The organism is Pseudomonas sp. Seg1 (assembly GCF_018326005.1).
Lineage (GTDB): Bacteria > Pseudomonadota > Gammaproteobacteria > Pseudomonadales > Pseudomonadaceae > Aquipseudomonas.
Map to the genome: position 1 here is coordinate 5,710,707 of NZ_AP021903.1, position 22,484 is coordinate 5,733,190.

The 22,484-nt window shown below is 60.2% G+C and carries 19 protein-coding genes; 13 read left to right on the forward strand and 6 right to left on the reverse strand.

Annotation, left to right across the window (positions count from 1 at the left end):
* Window positions 1-42 precede the first annotated feature (42 nt).
* The 3 genes from amn to KI231_RS25685 form a co-directional block, all read right to left on the reverse strand.
* Complete coding sequence (amn, locus tag KI231_RS25675) at window positions 43-1,542, reverse strand: AMP nucleosidase (protein WP_177431387.1); 1,500 nt, start codon at window positions 1,540-1,542, stop codon at window positions 43-45.
* A gap of 192 nt (window positions 1,543-1,734) precedes the next feature.
* A complete protein-coding gene (locus tag KI231_RS25680; protein ID WP_213026664.1) occupies window positions 1,735-3,384 on the reverse strand; it encodes an acyl-CoA dehydrogenase family protein in 1,650 nt (549 codons plus the stop codon).
* A gap of 94 nt (window positions 3,385-3,478) precedes the next feature.
* Window positions 3,479-5,833 carry a hybrid sensor histidine kinase/response regulator gene (locus KI231_RS25685; RefSeq protein WP_213026665.1) on the reverse strand — a complete coding sequence of 785 codons (2,355 nt, stop codon included), beginning with the start codon at window positions 5,831-5,833 and terminating at the stop codon, window positions 3,479-3,481.
* Window positions 5,834-6,306: 473 nt separating this feature from the next.
* Between KI231_RS25685 and KI231_RS25690 the strand changes: the two genes are divergently transcribed.
* The 4 genes from KI231_RS25690 to KI231_RS25705 all read left to right on the forward strand — a co-directional run bounded on the left by KI231_RS25690 (window position 6,307) and on the right by KI231_RS25705 (window position 9,825).
* Complete coding sequence (locus KI231_RS25690) at window positions 6,307-7,104, forward strand: hydroxymethylpyrimidine/phosphomethylpyrimidine kinase (protein ID WP_047303578.1); 798 nt, start codon at window positions 6,307-6,309, stop codon at window positions 7,102-7,104.
* An 18-nt stretch (window positions 7,105-7,122) separates the two neighbouring features.
* Complete coding sequence (gene thiE, locus KI231_RS25695; protein WP_213026666.1) at window positions 7,123-7,746, forward strand: thiamine phosphate synthase; 624 nt, start codon at window positions 7,123-7,125, stop codon at window positions 7,744-7,746.
* 15 nt (window positions 7,747-7,761) lie between these two features.
* Window positions 7,762-9,045, forward strand: a complete 1,284-nt coding sequence (gene hemL, locus KI231_RS25700) for a glutamate-1-semialdehyde 2,1-aminomutase (RefSeq protein ID WP_213026667.1) — start codon at window positions 7,762-7,764, stop codon at window positions 9,043-9,045.
* A 225-nt stretch (window positions 9,046-9,270) separates the two neighbouring features.
* Window positions 9,271-9,825, forward strand: coding sequence for a tetratricopeptide repeat protein (locus KI231_RS25705; protein ID WP_003228518.1), 555 nt, complete (start codon window positions 9,271-9,273; stop codon window positions 9,823-9,825).
* 192 nt (window positions 9,826-10,017) lie between these two features.
* Here KI231_RS25705 and KI231_RS25710 read toward each other — a convergent pair whose 3' ends face one another.
* Window positions 10,018-10,347: a DUF1820 family protein gene (locus KI231_RS25710; protein WP_077045543.1), complete on the reverse strand. Its 330-nt coding sequence runs from the start codon at window positions 10,345-10,347 to the stop codon at window positions 10,018-10,020.
* Window positions 10,348-10,479: 132 nt separating this feature from the next.
* Here KI231_RS25710 and miaB point away from each other — a divergent pair, with 132 nt between their 5' ends.
* The 5 genes from miaB to lnt all read left to right on the forward strand — a co-directional run bounded on the left by miaB (window position 10,480) and on the right by lnt (window position 16,182).
* Window positions 10,480-11,808, forward strand: coding sequence for a tRNA (N6-isopentenyl adenosine(37)-C2)-methylthiotransferase MiaB (gene miaB, locus KI231_RS25715; RefSeq protein ID WP_103303673.1), 1,329 nt, complete (start codon window positions 10,480-10,482; stop codon window positions 11,806-11,808).
* A gap of 243 nt (window positions 11,809-12,051) precedes the next feature.
* On the forward strand, window positions 12,052-13,050 hold the full coding sequence (locus KI231_RS25720; RefSeq protein WP_042704951.1) for a PhoH family protein: 999 nt from the start codon (window positions 12,052-12,054) through the stop codon (window positions 13,048-13,050).
* Window positions 13,043-13,537 (forward strand): rRNA maturation RNase YbeY, encoded by a 495-nt coding sequence (ybeY, locus tag KI231_RS25725; protein WP_103303674.1) that lies wholly within the window; start codon window positions 13,043-13,045, stop codon window positions 13,535-13,537. Before KI231_RS25720 ends, ybeY begins: the two co-directional genes overlap by 8 nt.
* Window positions 13,538-13,542: 5 nt before the next feature.
* A complete protein-coding gene (locus KI231_RS25730) occupies window positions 13,543-14,382 on the forward strand; it encodes a CorC family transporter (RefSeq protein ID WP_007909641.1) in 840 nt (279 codons plus the stop codon).
* Window positions 14,383-14,658: 276 nt separating this feature from the next.
* Entirely contained in the window at window positions 14,659-16,182 is a 1,524-nt protein-coding gene (lnt, locus tag KI231_RS25735) for an apolipoprotein N-acyltransferase (RefSeq protein ID WP_103303775.1), read from the forward strand.
* Window positions 16,183-16,305: 123 nt separating this feature from the next.
* On the opposite strand, the gene KI231_RS25740 is transcribed toward lnt, so the two are convergent.
* Together KI231_RS25740 and KI231_RS25745 are read right to left on the reverse strand one after the other, a co-directional pair.
* The gene (locus KI231_RS25740; RefSeq protein ID WP_213026668.1) at window positions 16,306-17,073 is read right to left on the reverse strand and encodes a YdcF family protein; all 768 of its coding nucleotides are present in this window, start codon (window positions 17,071-17,073) and stop codon (window positions 16,306-16,308) included.
* A 105-nt stretch (window positions 17,074-17,178) separates the two neighbouring features.
* Complete coding sequence (locus KI231_RS25745; protein WP_103303676.1) at window positions 17,179-17,502, reverse strand: hypothetical protein; 324 nt, start codon at window positions 17,500-17,502, stop codon at window positions 17,179-17,181.
* A gap of 254 nt (window positions 17,503-17,756) precedes the next feature.
* Here KI231_RS25745 and leuS point away from each other — a divergent pair, with 254 nt between their 5' ends.
* The 4 genes from leuS (at window position 17,757) to arfA (ending at window position 22,436) form a co-directional block, all read left to right on the forward strand.
* The gene (gene leuS / locus KI231_RS25750; RefSeq protein ID WP_213026669.1) at window positions 17,757-20,363 is read left to right on the forward strand and encodes a leucine--tRNA ligase; all 2,607 of its coding nucleotides are present in this window, start codon (window positions 17,757-17,759) and stop codon (window positions 20,361-20,363) included.
* Window positions 20,364-20,450: 87 nt separating this feature from the next.
* Window positions 20,451-21,056: an LPS-assembly lipoprotein LptE gene (locus KI231_RS25755; protein WP_103303678.1), complete on the forward strand. Its 606-nt coding sequence runs from the start codon at window positions 20,451-20,453 to the stop codon at window positions 21,054-21,056.
* Between the two features lie 39 nt (window positions 21,057-21,095).
* A complete protein-coding gene (gene holA, locus KI231_RS25760) occupies window positions 21,096-22,133 on the forward strand; it encodes a DNA polymerase III subunit delta (RefSeq protein ID WP_166216743.1) in 1,038 nt (345 codons plus the stop codon).
* A 138-nt stretch (window positions 22,134-22,271) separates the two neighbouring features.
* The gene (gene arfA, locus KI231_RS25765) at window positions 22,272-22,436 is read left to right on the forward strand and encodes an alternative ribosome rescue factor ArfA (protein WP_103303680.1); all 165 of its coding nucleotides are present in this window, start codon (window positions 22,272-22,274) and stop codon (window positions 22,434-22,436) included.
* Window positions 22,437-22,484 lie beyond the last annotated feature (48 nt).

The window sequence follows — 22,484 nt, forward strand, 5'->3', positions numbered from 1 at the left end:
TGCCAATGCTAGTAGCCTGACCGTTAAATGACCATCAACAAATCAGCGGAACGGCGGCTCGTCGAAGCTGCGCAGTTTGCGCGAGTGCAACGAGTTGAGTTCGGTACGCAGCAGGTCCACCGCTTCGATGCCGATCTTCAAGTGCTGGCTGACCGCGCGCTCGTAGAACGCGTTGGCCGAACCCGGCAGCTTGATTTCACTGTGCAACGGTTTGTCCGAAACACACAGCAACGTGCCGTACGGCACCCGCAGGCGATAACCCTGGGCGGCAATGGTGCCGCTTTCCATGTCCACCGCGACAGCGCGCGACAGGTTGATCAGCGGACGCTCCTGCGCCCAGCGCAGTTCCCAGTTACGGTCGTCGTAAGTCAGCACGGTGCCGGTGCGCAGGCGTTTTTTCAGGTCATCGCCCTTCTCGCCGGTGATGTTGGCTGCGGCTTGTTGCAGCGCCATCTGCACCTCGGCCAGCGCCGGGATCGGAATGTTCGGCGGCACCACCCGGTCGAGAATCCCGTCGCGACGCATGTAGGCGTGCGCCAGCACGTAGTCGCCGATGGTCTGCGACTGACGCAGGCCGCCGCAGTGACCGATCATCAGCCAGCAATGCGGACGCAGTACCGCCAAATGGTCGGTGATGTTCTTGGCGTTGGACGGGCCGACACCGATGTTCACCAGGGTCACGCCGTGGCCATCGCTGGCGATCAGGTGATAGGCCGGCATCTGATAACGGTGCCAGACCACACCGGCGGCAATCGCCGAGGCCTCGCCGTGATCCATGCCCTTCTCGATGATCACGTTGCCCGGCAACACCATGCGCACGAAACGCGGGTCGTTGCGCAGTTGTTCCAGGCCATGGACGATGAACTGGTCGACGTAGCGGTGATAGTTGGTCAGCAGAATCCACGGCTGCACATGACGCCAGTCGCTGCCGGTGTAGTGCACCAGTCGGCGCAACGAGAAATCGACGCGCGCCGCATCGAACAGCGCCAGCGGCAGCGGATCGGTGTTTTCCCAGTCGTAGAGGCCGTCGGCGATGCCATCGGTGGCCGCCGACAGGTCGGTACTCGGGAACACCCGCGCCAGCACCGCAGCGGTGACGCCGGAGCCGGCCAGCTCATCGCCCTGCTCGACCACGTACGGATATGGAATGTTCTGCTGACTGACACCGACTTCCACGGTCACGGTGAAGTCGTGCATCAACGGCACCAACTGTTCCAGCAAGTATTTGCGGAACGCTTTCGGATGGGTGACGGTGACGCTGTAAGTGCCCGGCAGTTGCACCTTGGCGTAGGCGCGGGTGGTCTGCGGGACTTCGCCCTGGCAGTGGTAGGTCAGACGCAATTCGGGATAACGGAACAGAGCACGCTGCTCGGCGTCGGGCTCGACGCGATCCTTGAGGTAACGCTTGAGTGCGGAATTCAGTGCGGTGGTGGCCTGCTCATGCAGCTCGGCCAGACGATCCACGGCTTGTTCGGCGGTTTGAACGACAATAAACGCTTCGGTCACGATCAGCTTCCTGTGTTCTGACTTGCAGAGCTTCATCTTGCCTGCATCGTGGTCTCACGGGAACAGTGGCGTAATGGGTGTACCCAAATCTTTCAGGCAACTCGAATACCTGTGGGAGCTGGCTTGCCAGCGATGAGGCCGTCACATTCATTATCAATGTTGATTGACAGGCCGCCATCGCTGGCAAGCCAGCTCCCACAGGGTTTTGTGGAGTTGGGGAGATTGAGGTCAGAAGCCTTGCGGGGTCGAGCGGGCGACGATGGCTTCGACGTCAAGGCCGCGCGGCAACGTGCCATAGACCCCACCGCTGCCGCTCAGGCGACTGGCAATAAAAGCATCACTCACCGCCGGATTCCCCGCCTCCAGCAACAATTTGGCCTGAAGGCCCAGCGCAATGTCCTCGGTCAACTGCCGCGCCCGATACTGAATGTCGCTGGTGTCCTTGAAGGCCGCCTGCAACTGCTGGATATGCGCGGCAAGCCGTTTGTCGCCATGCCCGTCACCAAGTTCGCTGAACAGTACATCCAGCACACCCGGTTCTTTCGACAACGCTCTCAGCACGTCCAGACACTGCACGTTGCCCGAACCTTCCCACGTCGAATTCACCGGCGCCTCGCGGTACAGCCGCGGCAGGATGCTCTCTTCAACATACCCCGCGCCGCCCATGCATTCGGCCGCTTCGTTGATCATTCCCGGCGCACGTTTGCAGATCCAGTATTTGCCCACCGCCGTTACCAGCCGGGCGAATTGTGCTTCGTGGCGATCATCCAGATGATCCAGCGCCTTGCCCATGCGCAGGCTCAGCGCCAGCGCCGCTTCACTTTCCAGCGCCAGATCGGCCAGCACGTTTTGCATCAGTGGCTGCTCGCTGAGCAGTTTGCCGCCAACCTTGCGGTGTGCGCAGTGATGGCTGGCCTGGGTCAGCGCCTGGCGCATCAACGAACTGGAGCCGACCATGCAATCGAAACGGGTCATCGCGACCATTTCGATAATCGTCGGTACGCCGCGCCCTTCTTCGCCGACCATCCACGCCAGCGCGCCACGGAATTCCACTTCGCTGGAGGCGTTGGACTGGTTGCCGAGTTTGTTTTTCAGGCGCTGGATGTAGAACTGATTGCGCGTGTCATCGGGGCGATGGCGTGGCAGCAGGAAACAGGTCAGGCCCTTGTCTGTCTGCGCCAGGGTCAGGAATGCATCGCACATGGGTGCCGAGCAGAACCACTTGTGCCCGACCAGTTCATAGGCCTGACCCGGACCGCTGGCGCCCACCGGATAAGCCTTGGTGGTATTGGCGCGCACGTCGGTGCCGCCCTGTTTCTCGGTCATCGCCATGCCGATAGTGACGCCGGCCTTGTGCGCCATGCCGACATTACGCGGGTCGTACTCGGTGGCGAGGACTTTCGGCAACCACTGCTCGGCCAGATCCGCCTGCAAACGCAGGGCCGGGACACTGGCGAAGGTCATGGTCAACGGGCAACCGCTGCCAGCCTCAGCCTGACTGTGCAGATAACTCATGGAGGCGCGGGCGACATGCGCGCCGTCCTGCGGATGGGTCCAGGGCAATGAGGTCAGGCCATGCTCGATCGCGGTGCGCATCAACTCGTGGTAGGCAGGATGAAACTCCACCAGATCGATGCGATGGCCAAAACGATCATGGCTGGCGAACACCGGTTTGTTCTGATTGGCCAGGAACCCGGCCTCCATCAACGGCCCGCCGGCCAGCGCGCCGTAAGCGTCGATCCGCGACTCGGCCCAACCGGCGCCGAACCTGCGCGACCACTCCTGCAAAGGCAGGTCGATGCGATAGAGGTTGGTGCCATCCAGCGACGGCGGCTGGTTGGTGACTTCGTGGGTTTCGGCGAACTGATGCAGGTTCATGACGGGTTCCTTCTTCAGCGAGAAGGTCAGTTAAGCACCGCCCTCACACTGAACAAAGTGTCATATCCGCCGAATTTGCGGCGCTTTTACCCTATCAACCGCACAAAACCCGCCGCTCCAGCGCGGACTGCAAATCCTCGAATTTCACCGGTTTGTTCAGGTAATCGATCACCGTGCCTGTGGCGCAGACTTCGCGATCCGCGCCCAGTGCAAGCATGAACACCGGGAGGTGAGCGCAGCCCGGCAAAGCGTGAATCTGGCAGCACAAGGACGCGCCGTCGGGGGCCGGCAACTGACAATCGATCAGTACCGCATCGACGATTTCGCGTTGCAGGCAATCGAGCGCCGCCGCGCCGTTGTCAGCGGTGCGCACGCGGAAACCGAGCTTGAGCAACATGCCGCGCATCACCAGTTGGTTGACGCTGTTGTCATCCACCAGCAGCACCGTGCAGTCCTGCGGGGCGCGCAGGCAATCACGCGAAGGCGCGGGTATTGGTGCGGGTTCGACCACCGGCAGGTCGAACTCGACGTCCAGCTGGAAGCGACTGCCACGCCCCGGCTCGGAGCGGTGAGTCAGTTTGCCGCCAAGCAGTTCGACCAATTGTCGGCAGATCGCCAGACCGACACCCAGGCCGCCGTACTCGCGGGTCATCGAACCGTCGAGCTGGAAGAAACGCTGGTACATGGTTGCCTCGCCGAGATCGGTAAAACCAATGCCGGTGTCGATCACCGCAAACGACAGCGCCAGACGATTATCCGTCGACGGCTTGCCCGTCACTCGCAGCGCCAGACCACCGACGCGGGTGAATTTGATCGCGTTGTCGAGCAGGCATTCCAGGCATTGCGCGAGTTTCGCGCTGTCGCCGTGCAAACGGTCCGGGAGGGTCGGCAACACGTCGACCTTGAAGTCCAGCGACTTGCTGCTGGCGTTGCCATCGAACTGCACGCGCAAGGCTTCGACCACACCGCGCAAACTGAAACTGCCCGGCGAGGCCTTGAGCTTGCCAGCCTGCAATTCGGTGAGGGTGAGGATGCCGTTGACCATGCGCATCATGTCGCGAGCGGAACCTGCGGCGGTCTGTTGGTATTGCTCAAGCTCGGGATCCAGTTCGACGGTCTGCATCAGTTCCAGCGAACCGATCACGCCGTTCATCGGCGTACGCAGTTCGTGGGTCAGGGTCGCGAGGAATTCGTCCTTGAGCTTGTTGCTGTGGGCCAGTTGCTGGTTGAGCACTTCAAGTTTCTGCCCGGCGTCGTACAGCGTCTGCGCCTGCTGTTCGCGCATGGCGTTAATGCGGTCGGCCAGTGCCAGCGACAGCAGCGCCACTTCGATGGCCGAGCCGATCTGGCTGGCGTACATGGTCAGGAACACGTTCGGCAGAAACCCGAGCACCATCAGCGTATTGATCAAACCACCGAGCAGGAACGCCGACCAGGCGATGATGAAATAGCGCGCCACGCGCAGGCCGCGCCACCAGGCGAGAATCCCGGCGGCGAAGATCACCACGGTGAAGGTCAACGCCAGTGTTGTCGCCAGGCGCAGGGCCAGGGCGTAACTGGTCATCAGCGACAGGCCAATGACCAGAGCGCCAAATGCAATCAGGCCGATCAGTAAACGGTCGAGCCAGGGGCTGTGGGTCTTGGTTTGCAAAAAGCTGCGGGCGAACTGGCTGCCGAAAAGGCCGGCGCAACCGATGAAGAATGGCGTTGCGGCGTTGGCCCACCAGGGGTTGTTCGGCCAGAAATACTCGACCGCCGCGCCGTTTACCGACAATTGATAGAGGCCGAACGAGGCGATATAGAAGATGTAATAGAGGTAACTGGTGTCGCGCACACTCAGATAGATGAAGAGGTTGTAGACCAGCATCCCCAGCAGCACACCATAAATGATGCCCAGCACGTACAGGCGCACCGGCTGGTCTTCGAGATAGGCGGTGCTGGACCACAACGTAACCGGCGCCTGGATCGAGCCTTCACTGGCCAGTCGCAGGTAGACGGTCTGTTTTTGATCGGGTTCGAAGGCCAGGTCGAACAGGTAATTGTTCTGGCTGATCTCGCGACTGGCGAACGGCAAGGCGTCACCGGTTTGCCGAATCAGACGATAGTCGCCATTGGCATCGGGCAGATACAGATCGAGGTGATCAAGCGGTGGATAAGCCAGTTCCAGCAGCCAGCTGCGCTGGGCGGCCGGGTTGCTCGGGCGGTAATGCAAGTCGATTTTCAGCCAGAACGCCGAACGCGAGTACCCGGCATTGAGCGTGGCTTTATCGTGGGCTTTGAAATTGCCGGCAGCAGCCTGCGCACGGACATCGGCAATGCTCGCCTGACCGCTCGGGTCTTCGAACACTTGCAGCGACCGGCCCAGAGGGAGGCTCTGGGTGAATTCGTCGAATTCGACGGCGCTCGCCATGAGGGGCAAGCAGAACAACAACATCAGCAAATAGCGCATTGAAGCCCCAGCGTGGCTCGTCCGGTTGTGTCAGGAAGCCCCCCATTCCCTTTGAGTAGACGTAAAACCGGTATTACCTGTTATTGGTTTGGATCCAGACTAGCATAGCCGTTGATGGCCATTGAGCACCATCGAAATTTTTCCTACAAAGGCTCTAGAACGGGCGTTTCAGAGCAAAGCAGCGGGCTAGAGCTGTTGAGTTGGTCAGATCACTACAACGGCGGATGTTGTGAATACCTCTGTGGCGAGGGGATTTATCCCCGATGGGTCGCAAAGCGGCCCCAAAACATGCAACCAGGTTCTTTCAGACACGCGTCCTGGAATGGATTTGCGACTGCTTCGCAGCGCATCGGGGATAAATCCCCTCGCCACAATTGCTACCCGACTAATGGCCGCAATGTGTCAGACAATCTCTAGCCAAACGCTTTCAGGACTGAACCCGAAAATCAGCTTTGGTGGTAAGCTCGCGCACCATGAATATCTACAGCTCCCGCCCCGTTGTCCTCTGTCTCTCCGGCCACGACCCCAGTGGTGGCGCCGGCTTGCAGGCAGATATCGAAGCCCTGCTCGCGCAGGGTTGTCATGCGGCTCCGGCCGTCACCGCCCTGACCGTGCAAGACACCGTCAACGTCACTGACTTTCGCGTCCTCGACCGTGAGTGGGTGTTGGCCCAGGCCAATGCCGTGCTCAACGACTCCGAAGTCGCGGCGGTCAAACTGGGCATGCTCGGTTCCCTGGAAATGGTCGACACCGTTGTCGAACTGCTCTCGGCGCACCCGCACCTGCCGGTGGTCTGTGACCCGGTGTTGCGCGCCGGTGGCGGCGGACGCCTGGGCAAGGACGAAGTCGGTTATGCGATGCGCGAGCGTTTGCTGCCACTGTCGATCATTGCCACCCCTAACCTTCCCGAAGCCCGCATCCTCGCCGAACTGCCCGAAGGCACCGCAGACGAGTGCGCTGAAAAACTCCTGCCGTTCGTCAAAAACCTGCTGATCACTGGCGGCCACGGCGACGAAACTGAAATCCACAACCGTCTGTACAGCCGCGATGGCTTGCGTGAAACCTTCTATTGCCAGCGTTTGCCGGGCAGCTATCACGGTTCCGGTTGCACGTTGGCCAGCGCTTTGGCTGGTCGTCTGGCTCAAGGTGAGAATCTCGCCAGCGCCGTCCGCAGTGCGCTGGATTACACCTGGCGCACCTTGCGCGATGCCGAACAACTGGGCAAAGGCCAGTTCGTACCGCGTCGCCTGCCGCTGGATTTCTGCTCGTAACGCCGTGAGGTCTGCCCGATGAAGCTACGTGGCCTGTATGCCATTACCGACAGCCAATTGCTGGCCGGCAAGTTTCTGTCTTATGTGGAGGCGGCGCTGGAAGGCGGCGTCACCCTGCTGCAATACCGCGACAAGAGCAGCGATGAGGCCCGGCGTTTGCGTGAGGCTGAAGCGTTGCGCGATCTGTGCGAGCGCTACAAGACCCAGTTGATCATCAACGATGACGCTGAGTTGGCCGCACGCCTCAACGTCGGTGTGCATCTGGGCCAGACTGACGGCCCGCTGTCGCCGACCCGCGCCCTCCTCGGTTCGAAAGCAATTATCGGTTCGACCTGCCACGCGCAAATCGCGCTGGCCGAACAAGCGGCCAAAGAAGGTGCGAGTTACGTCGCTTTCGGCCGCTTCTTCAATTCCAACACCAAGCCCGGCGCGCCGACCTGCAGCCTCGATCTGCTCGACGATGCCAAGCGCACGCTGCATCTGCCAATCTGCGCGATCGGCGGCATCACCCTCGACAACGCAGCGCCATTAGTCGCCCACGGCGTTGATCTGCTGGCCATCGTCCATGGCCTGTTCGGCGCTGAAAGCACCGCCGAAGTGACCCGCCGCGCCCGCGCATTCAACGAATTACTGAAAGTCTGATTTGAGAGCCCGATCATGTCTCGTTCCGAAACCCTGTTTGCCAATGCCCAGAAACACATTCCCGGTGGCGTGAACTCGCCGGTCCGCGCGTTCAAGAGCGTTGGTGGCACGCCGCTGTTCTTCAAACACGCCGAAGGCGCCTACGTCACTGACGAAGACGACAAGCGTTATGTCGATTACGTTGGCTCGTGGGGCCCGATGATCCTCGGCCACAGCCACCCGGACGTGCTGGACGCCGTGCGCAATCAGCTGCAACACGGTTTGTCCTACGGCGCGCCGACCGCGATGGAAACCGAGATGGCCGATCTGGTCTGCTCGCTGGTGCCGTCGATGGACATGGTACGCATGGTCAGCTCCGGTACCGAAGCGACCATGAGCGCGATCCGCCTGGCCCGTGGCTACACCGGCCGCGACAGCATCATCAAGTTCGAAGGCTGCTACCACGGTCACTCCGACAGCCTGCTGGTCAAGGCCGGCTCCGGCGCACTGACCCAAGGCGTGCCAAGTTCGGCCGGCGTGCCGGCGGCATTCGCCAAGCACACCCTGACCCTGCCGTTCAACGACATCGACGCCGTTGAAAAAATGCTCGCGGAAGTTGGCCAGGATGTGGCGTGCATCATCGTCGAGCCAGTGGCCGGCAACATGAACTGCGTGCCGCCGGCGTCGGGTTTCCTCGAAGGCCTGCGCTCGCTGTGCGACAAGCACGGCGTGGTGTTGATTTTCGACGAAGTGATGACCGGTTTCCGCGTCGCCCTCGGCGGCGCCCAGGCTTACTACGGCGTGAATCCTGACCTGACCACCTTCGGCAAGATCATCGGCGGCGGCATGCCGGTCGGCTGCTTCGGCGGCAAACGCGAAATCATGGAGCGCATCGCACCGCTGGGCCCGGTTTATCAAGCCGGCACCCTGTCCGGTAACCCGTTGGCCATGGCAGCCGGTTTGACCACTCTGCGCCTTATCAGCCGTCCGGGTTTCCACGACGAACTGACCGACTACACCACACGCCTGCTCGACGGCCTGCAACAACGTGCTGATGCTGCGGGTATCCCGTTCGTGACCACTCAGGCGGGCGGTATGTTCGGTCTGTACTTCAGCGGTGCCGACGATATCGTCACTTTTGAAGACGTGATGGCCAGCGACGCCGCGCTGTTCGGGCGTTTCTTCCACCTGATGCTGGAAGGCGGCGTGTACCTGGCGCCAAGTGCATTCGAAGCCGGTTTCACCTCGATCGCTCACGGCGATGCCGAGTTGAAAATCACGCTGGATGCGGCCGAGCGCGCCTTCGCTGCCCTGAAGTAATCGCTGCAACGCTGACGTTGGCCATTGCCAGCGTCAGCTTTCACCTACATCGACAGCCGTTTTCCGATGCCCCTGCTAAAAATCCCCCATAAAGTGGGCGATATATTCCCCGCGCAGCAGAAAAACGAGTAAAGACTTTGTAAGGTTGGCCCTGCTTATTTCATAATGCGCGCTTATTGGATCCCTCGACGGGTCCGCGTGCCCTTCAGAGGTAAGTCGATTCCCATGAACCGCACCGGCCGCACCCTTGCCTTGGGCTGCCTGTTGCTCCTTCAGCCCCTGCTCGCGCATGCACAAGCAGGCGGCAACTCGTTGTTGATCCCGGCGATGGGTCGTTGCACCCTCAATACTCAGCCGCAAGACGTCACGCAGGCACTGGCCGCCTGCCAGAAAGCGGCGGACGAAGGGGATGCGCAAGCGCAATACGAGTTGGGTGAGTTCTACTACGACGGCAAAAATGCGCCGCGCGACCTCAATCAAGCCCTGAGCTATTTCGAAAAAGCCTCGCTGCAAGGCCACGCTCAGGCGCAATTCAAGCTCGGCACCATGTTCTTCCACGGCGAAGGCGTGCAGGCCAACAATATTCAGGCGTACATCGTGCTGAAGATGGCCGCGGTCAACGGCGCCGAAGATGCGCTGGACACCGCCGACGAAGTCTCCGAAAAAATGTCCCGCGAAGACCTCGAAACCGCGACCCAGGTGCTTGGGCAAATTTTCCGTAAATACCTGATGGAGTTGCAGAGCGCCGATGGGCGTACGCCGTTTTCGCCTCTTCCCTGAATGTAAGCGGAATGAGTTCTGTGGTGATTGCTTATTGTGGCGAGGGGATTTATCCCCGATCGGCTGCGCAGCAGTCGCAAATCCATTCAGCGCGGTAATTCAAGAAGATCAAAGTTGCAGGTTTTGGGGCCGCTTTGCAGCCCATCGGGGATAAATCCCCTCGCCACAAGAGCCCCTCACTCAATTCAGGTGTTACTTCTCAGGCATCGGCACCGGAAACGGCATAACGTTGCCGACAGCGCCGCGGGCTTCGCTGATTTTCGGGGTACCCAGACGTTCCACCTCGTCGATACGCACAATCGAATGCATAGGCACAAAGCTGCGCACCACGCCTTCGAACTGCGCCTTGAGCTTTTCTTCGCTCGGATCGACGACCACTTGCGTGCGCTCGCCAAAGACGAATTCTTCCACTTCCAGAAAACCCCACAGATCACTTTGATAGATCTGCTTGGCGTACATTTCGAACACCTGGCCCTGGTTGAGGAAAATCACCTTATAGATTGGAGCTTCGCGTTTGGTCATGGCGGGGGATAACATCGGGGATAAAAATGAGGGCGCAAACTATAGCATAGCCACCGGACGCACAGCGGTAGGAACCTGCGGGCTTGTTCCCTATAATGCGCGGTTCTTTGAATCACGTGATGACCCTAATCCATGGCCAAGAAGCTTTACATCGAAACCCACGGTTGCCAGATGAACGAGTACGACAGCTCGCGCATGGTCGATCTGCTGGGTGAACATCAGGCCCTGGAAGTCACCGCTCGCGCGGAAGACGCCGACGTGATTCTGCTCAACACTTGCTCGATCCGCGAGCGCGCCCAGGATCGGGTGTACTCGCAGCTCGGCCGCTGGCGCGAACTGAAACTGGCCAATCCTGAAATGGTGATTGCCGTCGGCGGTTGCGTGGCCAGCCAGGAAGGCGCGGCCATCCGCGACCGCGCGCCGTACGTCGACGTGGTATTCGGCCCGCAGACCCTGCACCGCCTGCCGGAAATGATCGACGCCGCGCGCAGCACCAAGCTGCCGCAAGTCGACGTGTCGTTCCCGGAAATCGAAAAATTCGACCACCTGCCCGAGCCGCGCATCGATGGCCCAAGCGCCTATGTGTCGGTGATGGAAGGCTGCAGCAAGTACTGCACGTTCTGCGTGGTGCCTTATACCCGTGGCGAAGAAGTCAGCCGGCCGTTCGACGACGTGATCGCCGAGATCATTCACCTCGCCGAAAACGGCGTGCGTGAAGTGACCCTGCTCGGGCAGAACGTCAACGGCTACCGTGGTACCACCCATGACGGGCGCCTGGCCGATCTCGCCGAGCTGATCCGCGTGGTCGCCGCCATCGATGGCATCGACCGCATCCGCTACACCACGTCGCACCCGCTGGAGTTCTCCGACAGCCTCATCCAGGCCCACGCTGACGTGCCGGAACTGGTGAAGCACCTGCACTTACCGGTGCAATCGGGTTCAGACCGGATTCTGGCGGCGATGAAACGCAACCACACCGCGCTGGAGTACAAATCCAAGTTGCGCAAACTGCGCGCGGCGGTGCCGGGCATCTGCATCAGTTCGGACTTCATCGTCGGTTTCCCCGGCGAGACCGAGAAAGATTTCGAACAGACCATGAAGCTGATTGCCGACGTCGGTTTCGACTTTTCCTACTCGTTCGTTTACAGCCAGCGCCCGGGCACCCCGGCTGCCGATCTGGCGGACGACACTCCGGAAGAGTTGAAGAAAGAACGCCTCAATGCGCTGCAACATCGTTTGAATCAGCAAGGTTTCGAGATCAGCCGACAAATGGTCGGTTCGATCCAGCGCATTCTGGTGACCGATTACTCGAAGAAAGACCCGGGCGAGTTGCAAGGGCGCACCGAGAATAATCGAATCGTCAACTTCCGCTGCGACAATCCAACCCTGATCGGCCAGTTCGCCGACGTGCACATCGACGCGGCGCAACCGCACTCGCTGCGTGGCTCGCTGGTCCAGTAACAAATATCAGAAGCACAGAGAAACCTGTGGGAGCTGGCTTGCCAGCGATAAGGCCATCAGCCCCGACAAATATGTCGCCTGCTGCACCGCTATCGCTGGCAAGTCGAATCGTCGCACCGCAGCTCCCACAGTGGACAGCATTGTTCTTCAGAATGTACTCATCCATTTAAGAGCTTTCGCACCCAAGCCTCTGGCGTTATCCTTGATTTCATCTCAATTGCCCCAGGGCGGCTAAATACGACCTTGAACGCACCCATAGAACCACATCGTTTTATCCTCGAGCCCTTTGAGGCTCGCCGCTTCGCCAATCTGTGCGGGCAATTCGACGAGCATTTGCGCTTGATCGAACAGCGCCTGACCATCGAGATCCGCAACCGCGGAAACCAGTTCGAGCTGATCGGCGACCCCAAGCACACCACGTCTGCGGAAAATCTGATTCGTCGCCTGTACCGGGAAACCAAAGGTTCAGAGCTGTCGCCAGATACGGTTCACCTGTTCCTGCAGGAATCGGCCGTGGTCGAGCTGGACAACCACGCCCCCGCCGAAGCTTCCGTCGCCCTGCGTACCAAGAAAGGCATGATTCGCCCACGCGGCTTGAATCAATTGCGCTACGTGAAGGAAATCCTCGGCAACGATATCAACTTCGGCATCGGCCCGGCCGGTACCGGCAAGACCTATCTGGCCGTGGCTTGCGCCGTCGATGCACTGGAGCGCGAGCAGATCCGCCGCATCCTGCTGGTGCGTCCGGCAGTTGAAGCGGGTGAAAAGCTCGGCTTCCTGCCCGGCGACCTGTCGCAGAAAATCGACCCGTACCTGCGCCCGCTCTACGACGCACTCTATGAAATGCTCGGCTTCGAATACGTGGCCAAGCTGATCGAACGTCAGGTGATCGAAGTTGCGCCGCTGGCCTACATGCGCGGTCGCACGTTGAACAACAGTTTCATCATTCTCGACGAAAGTCAGAACACCACCGTCGAACAAATGAAGATGTTCCTGACCCGGATCGGCTTTGGCTCTACGGCGGTCATCACCGGTGACATCACCCAGGTCGACCTGCCCAAAGGCACCAAATCGGGTCTGCACCATGTGATCGAAGTGCTCAAGGACGTGCCGGGCATCAGCTTCACGCACTTCCAGCCCAAAGACGTAGTGCGTCACCCGCTGGTGCAGCGCATTGTCGAAGCCTACGAGCGTTTCGAGAACCGTGACGATGCGCCCAAGGACACTTCGCGAAATGCTTGAGCTAGACCTGCAAATCGCTACCGAAGCGAGCGCCCCGAGTGAAGCCGACTTCCGCCAATGGTGCGAACTGGCCCTGCGCCAACGCACCGCCGACTCGGAAATGACCATTCGTCTGGTCGACGAGGAAGAAGGCCGCGAACTCAATCACACCTGGCGTCACAAGGATTACGCGACCAACGTCCTGTCGTTCCCGGCCGAAGTACCCGACGAGTTTCTCGATATCCCGCTGCTGGGCGATCTGGTGATCTGCGTGGCCGTGGTCGAGCGCGAAGCCGCCGAACAAGGCAAGGAACTAAAGGCCCACTGGGCACATCTGGTCATTCACGGCTGCTTGCATCTGCTTGGTTACGACCATATAGATGACGAGGAAGCCGAAGAAATGGAAGCACTGGAACGCGAGTTGCTTGCTGAACTTGGGTATCCCGATCCGTACGCGGACGACGAACCCGAACCATCCCCTATCGTTACAACAAAGGATTCAGAGTAATCGCTATGAGCGAAGATCGATCGAGCAACGGGCAGAAGTCATGGCTGGGTAAATTGACCCAGGCTTTTGCCCACGAGCCGAAGAACCGTCAGGAGCTGCTTGAGCTGCTGCGCGATGCACATCAGAACAAACTGCTGGACAGCGAAGCGCTGGCCATCGTCGAAGGCGCCATTCAGGTGGCTGACCTGCAAGTACGCGACATCATGGTGCCGCGTTCGCAGATGATCAGCATCAAGGCGACCCAGACTCCCCGTGAGTTCCTCCCCGCTGTGGTCGATTCGGCCCACTCGCGCTACCCGGTCATCGGCGAAAGCCACGATGACGTGATGGGCGTGCTGCTAGCCAAGGATCTGCTGCCGCTGATCCTCAAGGAGAACGGCGACAGCTTCAACATCAAGGACCTGCTGCGCCCGGCCACTTTCGTGCCGGAGTCCAAGCGTCTGAACGTGTTGCTGCGTGAATTCCGCGCCAACCACAACCACATGGCCATCGTCATCGACGAATACGGCGGCGTGGCCGGTCTGGTGACCATCGAAGACGTGCTCGAACAGATCGTCGGCGACATCGAAGACGAGCACGACGTCGAAGAAGACAGCTACATCAAGCCGCTGCCAAGTGGTGACTTCCTGATCAAGGCCCTGACGCCGATCGAGAACTTCAACGAGTTCTTCGACAGCGAGTTTTCCGACGATGAGTTCGACACCGTCGGCGGCCTGGTGATGAGTGCGTTCGGACACTTGCCAAAACGCAATGAAATCACTGAAATCGGCGCCTATCGTTTCCGCATCCTGAACGCCGACAGCCGTCGGATTCACTTGCTGCGACTGACGCCAATCGCTCGTTAATTCTAAGGATTGGGGTATGTCATCAGCTATTTCCTGCATCGCGTTGCGCCTGAAAGCGGGCCAGGCAAGGCGTAGTCCGCAGGGAATGGCATTCCCTGTCCAAGGACTGCAACGCAGCATGGCCCGCTTTCAGGCGTAACCCGGAGGGCCGGGCCTGCTGTTACGCAGGGCTGCGTTACTCGTCGTTCATTTGAAAAACCAAACTTCACTCCTCGCGCCTTGCCCTGCGTAACAGCAGACCCGGCGCGATACAGGAAATAGCTGATGACATACCCCCTGCGCTGGACAACCCGCCCCGGCTGGCCCGGTAACCTGCTGGCCGTGGCGGCCGGTGCAATCACCACCTTCGCTCTGGCACCGTTCGATATCTGGCCGCTGGCTTTGCTGGCGGTCGGTTTGTTCTATGCCGGTTTGCGCGAGCTGAGCCCGCGCCAGGCGCTGGGCCGTGGCTGGTGCTTCGGTTTCGGCCTGTTTGGCGCGGGAACCAGCTGGATCTACTACAGCATCCACCACTTCGGCGGCGCTTCGGTGCTGCTGGCCGGGTTTCTGATGCTGCTGTTTACCGCAGCGATTGCGTTTTTCTTCGCCCTGCCCGCCTGGCTCTGGGCACGCTGGTTGCGTCGCAACGAGGCGCCACTGGCCGACGCTTTGGCGTTTGCTGCTTTGTGGGTCGGCCAGGAAGCGTTTCGCGGCTGGTTTCTCACCGGTTTCCCGTGGCTATATTCCGGTTACAGTCAGCTCGACGGCCCGCTGTCCGGCCTCGCACCAGTCGGCGGCATGTGGCTGGTGTCGTTCGTTCTGGCACTGACCGCTGCACTGATCTACAACACACCACGCCTGCTGCAAACCGGCCGCAAAGCGTTTGTTGCCGTTGGTCTACTGTTGCTGGCCGGGCCGTGGGTGGCAGGCATTGCCCTCAAGAACCACGCCTGGACCAGCCCGTCCGGCGCGCCGCTGACGGTCGCGGCGATCCAGGGCAATGTCGAACAAAGCATGAAGTGGGACCCGGCGCAGCTCAACGCGCAACTGGCGCTGTACCGCGATCTGAGCTTCCGCTCGAAACCGGTGGACCTGCTGATCTGGCCGGAAACTGCGGTGCCGGTGCTCAAGGAGTCCGCCGAGGGCTACCTGAGCATGATGGGCAACTTCGCCGCCGAGCGTAAATCGGCGCTGATCACTGGCGTGCCGATTCGCGAAACGGTGCGTCACGAAAAACGCTTCTTCAACGGCATCACTGTCGTGGGCGAAGGTGACGGCACTTACCTGAAGCAAAAACTGGTGCCGTTCGGTGAATACGTGCCGTTGCAGGACATCCTGCGCGGGCTGATCGCGTTCTTCGACCTGCCGATGTCCGACTTTGCCCGCGGCCCGGCCGATCAGGCGCTGTTGCAAGCCAAGGGTTATCAGATTGCACCGTTCATCTGTTACGAAGTGGTGTACCCGGAGTTCGCCGCCAGCCTTTCGGCGCGCAGCGATCTTTTGCTGACGATCAGTAACGACACCTGGTTCGGCACCTCGATCGGTCCGCTGCAACATTTGCAAATGGCACAGATGCGCGCACTCGAGGCCGGACGCTGGATGATCCGCGCCACCAACAACGGCGTGACCGGACTGATCAATCCGTTCGGGCAGATCACCGAACAGATTCCGCAGTTCGAGCAAGGTATTTTGTACGGCGAAGTGGTGCCGATGCATAACCTGACGCCGTATCTGCAATGGCGTTCGTGGCCGCTGATCATTGTGTGCTTGCTGCTGTTTGGCTGGGCGCTGATGGCGAGCCGGATGTCGAAAACCCTTTAAAGCCGCCCGACAATGATCGTTCCCACGCTCCGCGTGGGAACGCCGCCGGGGACGCTCCGCGTTCCGCTTCGAATGTGGCGCAGAGCGCCACGGGATGCATTCCCACGCGGAGCGTGGGAACGATCAATCACCGCGGTAGAACAACGAATACCCCACCTGCCCCACCGCTTCATTCAGCAACTGCCCGCTCTGCCAGATCGACTTGAACTCCGGCAGCCAGCCACCAAACGGTCTTGCGTTATCGGTGCCTAAAAATCCGACCGGCGCGGGCACCACTTCGAATCCTGCCTGCTCGAAACACCACACCGCTCGGGGCATGTGCCAAGCCTGCGTCACCACGACTACACGCTTGATCCCCTGAGGCAACAGCATGTCGGCGCTGAACTTCGCGTTTTCCCAGGTGGTGCGGCTTTCGCCTTCCTGCCAACGCACGGTCACGCCGAAATCATCCAGCAACGAATCCGCCATCAACTTCGCTTCGGTCGGCGGCGTACCATAATGCAGGCCGCCACTGGTCAGCATCGGCAATCCTGAGGCCTTGGCCAACCGCGCCGCGTAGCGCTGACGCTCAAGCCCCACGCCGGTCGGCTGATCCTCGCCCCAGGCCAGATCACCCCGCTCGCGCCCGGACCCCAGCACCACAATGGCATCGGCCTTTTGTGCCAGCAGCGCCCACTCTTCACGGGCCAGCGGCGGCTCGCGCTCCAGCGCTTTTGCGCCCCACTGCACCACCACCGGCAGGCTCATCAGCCAGAACCCGCCCAAACCGATTGCAAAACACAGTCCAGCCAGTCGCGGCCGCGAGCGTCGCAGCCACCAGGCAAGCAGCAACAGCAGTAAAAGAATGCCGGGCGGCAATAGAAGTTGTTTGATGAAATAACGAAAAGGCATCGGGCATCTCCAAAGATGCCCGAAGCCTAAGTGGGTTAATACAACGCGACAACCGATAGGGTGGGATCCTGTTGAAAAAGATCCGTTTCTTGACCTGCCATGCACTTACTTGGCCTGCAAAGCCCGCACCTTGACGGTGTCTTTGCGGGGCGCCTTGTCCTTGAGCCAGATGACCTTGGCCGAATGTGCTGCATCGAGCTGCTTCACTGCTTGCGACAAGCATCCATGCGTTTCACGTTCACTACGATCCAGATAGGCCTTGACCAGTTTGAACTCGGCGGGGCTCAAGCCACGCAATTCCAGTTCCAAGGGGCGCTCATCGCGCAGCCGGTCAGCGGTTTTTGCAGCATCCAGGGCCATGCCCAGACGGTTCATCAACCGTTCGTACAACTCAGGTTTCGTGACGTTTTTCTGCTGTTGCTCCACCATCCCTCACCTCATTGAAGATAAGACTCACTCCCCAGTTAGAGCTTAGCTTCGCTGCACAAACCGGCTGCACGCCGCGACCAACGGCCCTCGCCACGGATTGACCGGGCCAAACAGCTGTAATCAGGGTTTCCCTAGGCCAAGCGCGGTCATGTATGCTACGGCGCTTCCTGTAATTCCACTTCCAGCTCGTCCGGGCCATCCCGGAACCTGCGTTGAAGAGGATTAGGCCACCCCTATCCAGTACAAAAGTAGCCATGCACGAACAATATCAGCCCCGTGAAATCGAAGCCGCCGCCCAGTCATTCTGGGACGAGCAAAAGTCCTTTGAAGTCAGTGAACAGCCAGGCAAGGAGACTTACTACTGCCTGTCGATGTTCCCTTACCCCAGCGGCAAGCTACACATGGGGCACGTGCGCAACTACACCATCGGCGACGTGATCTCCCGCTACCAGCGCATGCAAGGCAAGAACGTTCTGCAACCGATGGGTTGGGACGCCTTCGGCATGCCGGCGGAAAACGCCGCGATGAAGAACAACGTCGCACCGGCCAAGTGGACCTACGAAAACATCGCCTACATGAAAACCCAGCTGCGTAGCCTGGGTCTGGCGGTCGACTGGTCGCGTGAAGTCACCACCTGCAAACCGGATTACTACCGCTGGGAACAATGGCTGTTCACTCGCCTGTTCGAAAAAGGCGTGATCTACCGTAAAAACGGCACCGTGAACTGGGACCCGATCGATCAGACCGTTCTGGCCAACGAACAGGTGATCGACGGTCGCGGCTGGCGGTCCGGCGCGCTGATCGAAAAGCGCGAAATCCCGATGTACTACTTCAAGATCACCGCTTACGCGGATGAGTTGCTGGAAAGCCTTGATGATCTGCCGGGCTGGCCTGAACAGGTCAAGACCATGCAGCGCAACTGGATCGGCAAATCCCGTGGCATGGAAGTGCAGTTCCCGTACAACGTCGATTCCATCGGCGAAGCCGGCACCCTGAAAGTCTTCACCACCCGTCCGGACACCCTGATGGGCGCAACTTATGTTGCCGTTGCTGCCGAGCACCCGCTGGCCACACAAGCCGCGCAAAACAATCCTGAGCTGCAAGCGTTCATCGCGGAATGCAAGGGCGGCAGCGTTGCCGAAGCCGACGTCGCCACGCAAGAGAAGAAAGGTCTGCCGACCGGCCTCTTCGTCGAGCACCCGCTGACCGGTGAAAAGCTGCCTGTCTGGGTCGCCAACTACGTACTGATGCACTACGGCGACGGCGCCGTCATGGCGGTCCCGGCTCACGACGAGCGCGACTTCGAATTCGCCCACAAGTACAACCTGCCGGTGAAATCGGTGGTGCGTACCAGCTCCGGCGACACCAACCCGGCCCCATGGCAAGACGCCTACGGCGAGCATGGCACGCTGATCAACTCCGGTGAGTTCGACGGTCTGGACTTCGCTGGCGCGTTCGACGCCATGGAAGTCGCCCTGATCAAAAAACAACTGGGCGCCTCGCGCACCCAGTTCCGCCTGCGCGACTGGGGCATCAGCCGTCAGCGCTACTGGGGCTGCCCGATCCCGATCATCCACTGCGATGCCTGCGGTGACGTGCCGGTGCCGGAAGACCAACTGCCAGTCGTGCTGCCCGAAGACGTCGTGCCTGACGGCGCCGGTTCGCCACTGGCGCGCATGCCTGAGTTTTACGAGTGCAACTGCCCGAAATGCGGTCAGCCTGCCAAGCGTGAAACCGACACCATGGACACCTTCGTCGAGTCGTCGTGGTACTACGCCCGTTACGCCTCGCCGCACTTTGAAGGTGGTCTGGTCGAGAAATCCGCAGCCGACCACTGGTTGCCGGTGGATCAGTACATCGGCGGTATCGAACACGCCATTCTGCACCTGCTCTACGCGCGCTTCTTCCACAAGCTGATGCGCGACGAAGGCCTGGTGAGCTCCAACGAACCGTTCAAAAACCTGCTGACCCAGGGCATGGTGATCGCCGAAACGTACTATCGCCGCGAAGCCAACGGTGCCTACACCTGGTTCAACCCGGCAGACGTAGAACTTGAGCGTGATAGCAAAGCCAAAGTCATCAGTGCCAAGCTGAAGTCTGACGGCTTGCCGGTAGAAATCGGCGGCACCGAGAAGATGGCCAAGTCGAAGAACAACGGCGTCGACCCACAGTCGATGATCGATCAGTTCGGCGCCGACACCTGCCGCCTGTTCATGATGTTCGCATCGCCACCGGACATGAGCGCCGAATGGTCCGACTCCGGCGTTGAAGGTTCGCACCGTTTCCTCAAACGCGTCTGGCGACTGGCGCAAGCCCACGTCACTCAGGGCCTGCCGGGCAAGCTCGACATCGCCGGCCTGAACGACGAGCAGAAGGCCGTTCGCCGTGCGATCCACCTGGCCATCAAACAGGCCAGCCATGACGTCGGTCAGAACCACAAATTCAACACCGCCATCGCTCAGGTGATGACGCTGATGAACGTGCTGGAAAAAGCTCCGCAAGGCACCGAGCAGGATCGCGCGCTGATTCACGAAGGTCTGGAAGCCGTGACATTGCTGCTGGCTCCAATCACGCCGCACATCAGCCACGAGCTGTGGAATCAACTGGGCCATGCTGACGCGGTCATCGATGCCGACTGGCCTGCTGTAGACGAAAGCGCGCTGGTACAAGACAGCCTGACGCTGGTTATTCAAGTGAATGGCAAACTGCGCGGCCAGATTGAAATGCCGGCCAGCGCGACCCGTGAAGAAGTCGAAGCCGCCGCGCGCACCAACGAAAACGTGCTGCGCTTCGTCGATGGCCTGACTATTCGTAAAGTGATTGTAGTGCCCGGGAAACTGGTCAATATCGTCGCCAGCTAATTGGATCGGGCGCCGGGTTTGCCCGGCGCCAAGTAAAACCTTTCGGGCCGCATGAACGGCCCACATGGTTTCAAGGGGAGCAACACAATGATCAAACGCAATCTGCTGGTGATGGGCCTCGCTGTGCTGCTGAGCGCCTGCGGTTTCCAGCTGCGTGGTACCGGCACCAATGAACTGTCGATCAAGGAACTGGATCTGAGCGCGCGTAACGCCTATGGCGAGACCGTCACTCAACTGCGTCAGGTACTGGAATCCAGCGGCGTCAAGGTTTACAGCGGCGCGCCGTACAAGCTGTTCCTGGCTGACGAACAGGAAAGCCAGCGCATTCTCAGCTACGCCGGTGCCGGCCGTACGGGCGAATATCAGGTCAGCACTGTTCTGAGCTATGACATTCGTGGCGACAAGAACCTTTCCCTGCTGAGCGACAAGCTTGAAGTGCAGAAAGTGTTTATCCACGACGGCAACAACCTCGTCGGCTCGGATCAGGAAGCCAACGACGCCCGTCGCGATATTCGTCGCGAGCTGGTTCAGCGCATGATGCTGCGCCTGCAACAGCTGACCCCGGGTCAACTGGAGCAACTGCAGCAAGCCGCCAACAACCGCGCCAAGGCTGAAGCCGACGCGCTCGAGGCGGCGCAAAAGGCTGAAGCGGAAACCCCGCGTCAGTCGCCGCTTGAAATTCCGCAGCAGTAAGACGTTCGGGGCGCTCAGGCGCCCCGTTCGATTGTTCTTATGAAGCTCGCTCCCGCTCAACTCGGCAAACACCTGCAAGGCGCCCTCGCGCCGGTCTACATCATCAGTGGCGATGACCCGCTGCTGTGCCAGGAAGCCGCCGACGCCATCCGCAGTGCTGCGCGCCAGCAAGGTTTCGACGAACGTCAGGTCTTCGCCGCCGACGCCAATTTCGATTGGGGTACGTTGCTGCAGGCCGGCGCGAGCATGTCGTTGTTCGCCGAGAAACGCCTGCTGGAACTGCGTCTGCCTTCGGGCAAACCTGGTGACAAGGGCGCTGCCGCCTTCATCGAGTACTGCTCGCGCCCTGCGGAAGACACTGTGCTGCTGATCAGCCTGCCCAAGCTCGATGGCAGTGCGCAGAAGACCAAGTGGGGCAAGGCGCTGGTCGAAGGTCAGCAGACCCAGTTCATCCAGATCTGGCCGGTGGATGCCAATCAGCTGCCAAGCTGGATTCGTCAGCGTTTGTCGCAGGCCGGCTTGTCGGCCAGTCAGGACGCCGTCGAACTGATTGCCGCGCGCGTCGAGGGCAACCTGCTCGCCGCTGCGCAGGAAATCGAAAAGCTCAAGCTGATGGCCGAGGGTGGCCAGATTACCGTCGAAACGGTGCAGGCGGCTGTGGCCGACAGTGCACGATTCGACGTGTTTGGCCTGACCGATGCGGTGCTCAACGGTGAACCGGCCCACGCCCTGCGCATGCTCGAAGGCCTGCGTGGCGAGGGTGTCGAACCGCCAGTGATTCTCTGGGCGCTGGCGCGGGAGTTGCGCCTGCTGGCCAATATCTCGCTGCAATACAGCCAGGGCACGCCGCTGGACAAGTGTTTCAGTCAGGCGAAGCCACCGGTCTGGGACAAGCGCAAACCGTTAATGAGCAAAGCCCTGCAACGCTATACGGCGCAACGCTGGGCGCAGTTGCTGCTCGAAGCGCAGCGCATCGATGCGCAGATCAAGGGCCAGGCGGCCGGATCGCCATGGATGAGCCTGAGTCGTTTGGCGTTATTGATGGCCGGCCAGCGACTGTCTTTGCCTGCTGAATAAGACGCTCAACCGCATAACGGCCATTCGCGAGCCGGCTCGCGAAAGCGCCAGAACATTCCTACACAACAGGCACTGGACAGACGCCCGACATCGGCAGATTATTTGCCGCGCAAAACCCACTCGATCGAGAGAACCCTCATGAGCAAAAAGCCAGCGAAACATCGCCCCAACAAGGCCAAATCCATCGTCGCCCAACCCTTGTTCCGCAGTCGCCAGGAACGACCAACCAAGGGCAAAGGCAGCTACCGCCGCGAAGCCTTCCAGTCTGACAGCTGGGAGGCTTCTTACTTTCTGGCCGCCTGAAGCGCAGTACCCCCGGTCATGTTAAGGTCTGCACCTGATTCGTTTCCC

Excerpts from the sequence above, each read along its gene's own strand:
- amn (WP_177431387.1), bottom strand. The coding sequence starts at position 1,542 with ATGAAGCTCTGCAAGTCAGAACACAGGAAGCTGATCGTGACCGAAGCG.
- KI231_RS25680 (WP_213026664.1), bottom strand. The coding sequence starts at position 3,384 with ATGAACCTGCATCAGTTCGCCGAAACCCACGAAGTCACCAACCAGCCG.
- KI231_RS25685 (WP_213026665.1), bottom strand. The coding sequence starts at position 5,833 with ATGCGCTATTTGCTGATGTTGTTGTTCTGCTTGCCCCTCATGGCGAGC.
- KI231_RS25690 (WP_047303578.1), top strand. The coding sequence starts at position 6,307 with ATGAATATCTACAGCTCCCGCCCCGTTGTCCTCTGTCTCTCCGGCCAC.
- thiE (WP_213026666.1), top strand. The coding sequence starts at position 7,123 with ATGAAGCTACGTGGCCTGTATGCCATTACCGACAGCCAATTGCTGGCC.
- hemL (WP_213026667.1), top strand. The coding sequence starts at position 7,762 with ATGTCTCGTTCCGAAACCCTGTTTGCCAATGCCCAGAAACACATTCCC.
- KI231_RS25705 (WP_003228518.1), top strand. The coding sequence starts at position 9,271 with ATGAACCGCACCGGCCGCACCCTTGCCTTGGGCTGCCTGTTGCTCCTT.
- KI231_RS25710 (WP_077045543.1), bottom strand. The coding sequence starts at position 10,347 with ATGACCAAACGCGAAGCTCCAATCTATAAGGTGATTTTCCTCAACCAG.
- miaB (WP_103303673.1), top strand. The coding sequence starts at position 10,480 with ATGGCCAAGAAGCTTTACATCGAAACCCACGGTTGCCAGATGAACGAG.
- ybeY (WP_103303674.1), top strand. The coding sequence starts at position 13,043 with ATGCTTGAGCTAGACCTGCAAATCGCTACCGAAGCGAGCGCCCCGAGT.
- KI231_RS25730 (WP_007909641.1), top strand. The coding sequence starts at position 13,543 with ATGAGCGAAGATCGATCGAGCAACGGGCAGAAGTCATGGCTGGGTAAA.
- KI231_RS25740 (WP_213026668.1), bottom strand. The coding sequence starts at position 17,073 with ATGCCTTTTCGTTATTTCATCAAACAACTTCTATTGCCGCCCGGCATT.
- KI231_RS25745 (WP_103303676.1), bottom strand. The coding sequence starts at position 17,502 with ATGGTGGAGCAACAGCAGAAAAACGTCACGAAACCTGAGTTGTACGAA.
- leuS (WP_213026669.1), top strand. The coding sequence starts at position 17,757 with ATGCACGAACAATATCAGCCCCGTGAAATCGAAGCCGCCGCCCAGTCA.
- KI231_RS25755 (WP_103303678.1), top strand. The coding sequence starts at position 20,451 with ATGATCAAACGCAATCTGCTGGTGATGGGCCTCGCTGTGCTGCTGAGC.
- holA (WP_166216743.1), top strand. The coding sequence starts at position 21,096 with ATGAAGCTCGCTCCCGCTCAACTCGGCAAACACCTGCAAGGCGCCCTC.
- arfA (WP_103303680.1), top strand. The coding sequence starts at position 22,272 with ATGAGCAAAAAGCCAGCGAAACATCGCCCCAACAAGGCCAAATCCATC.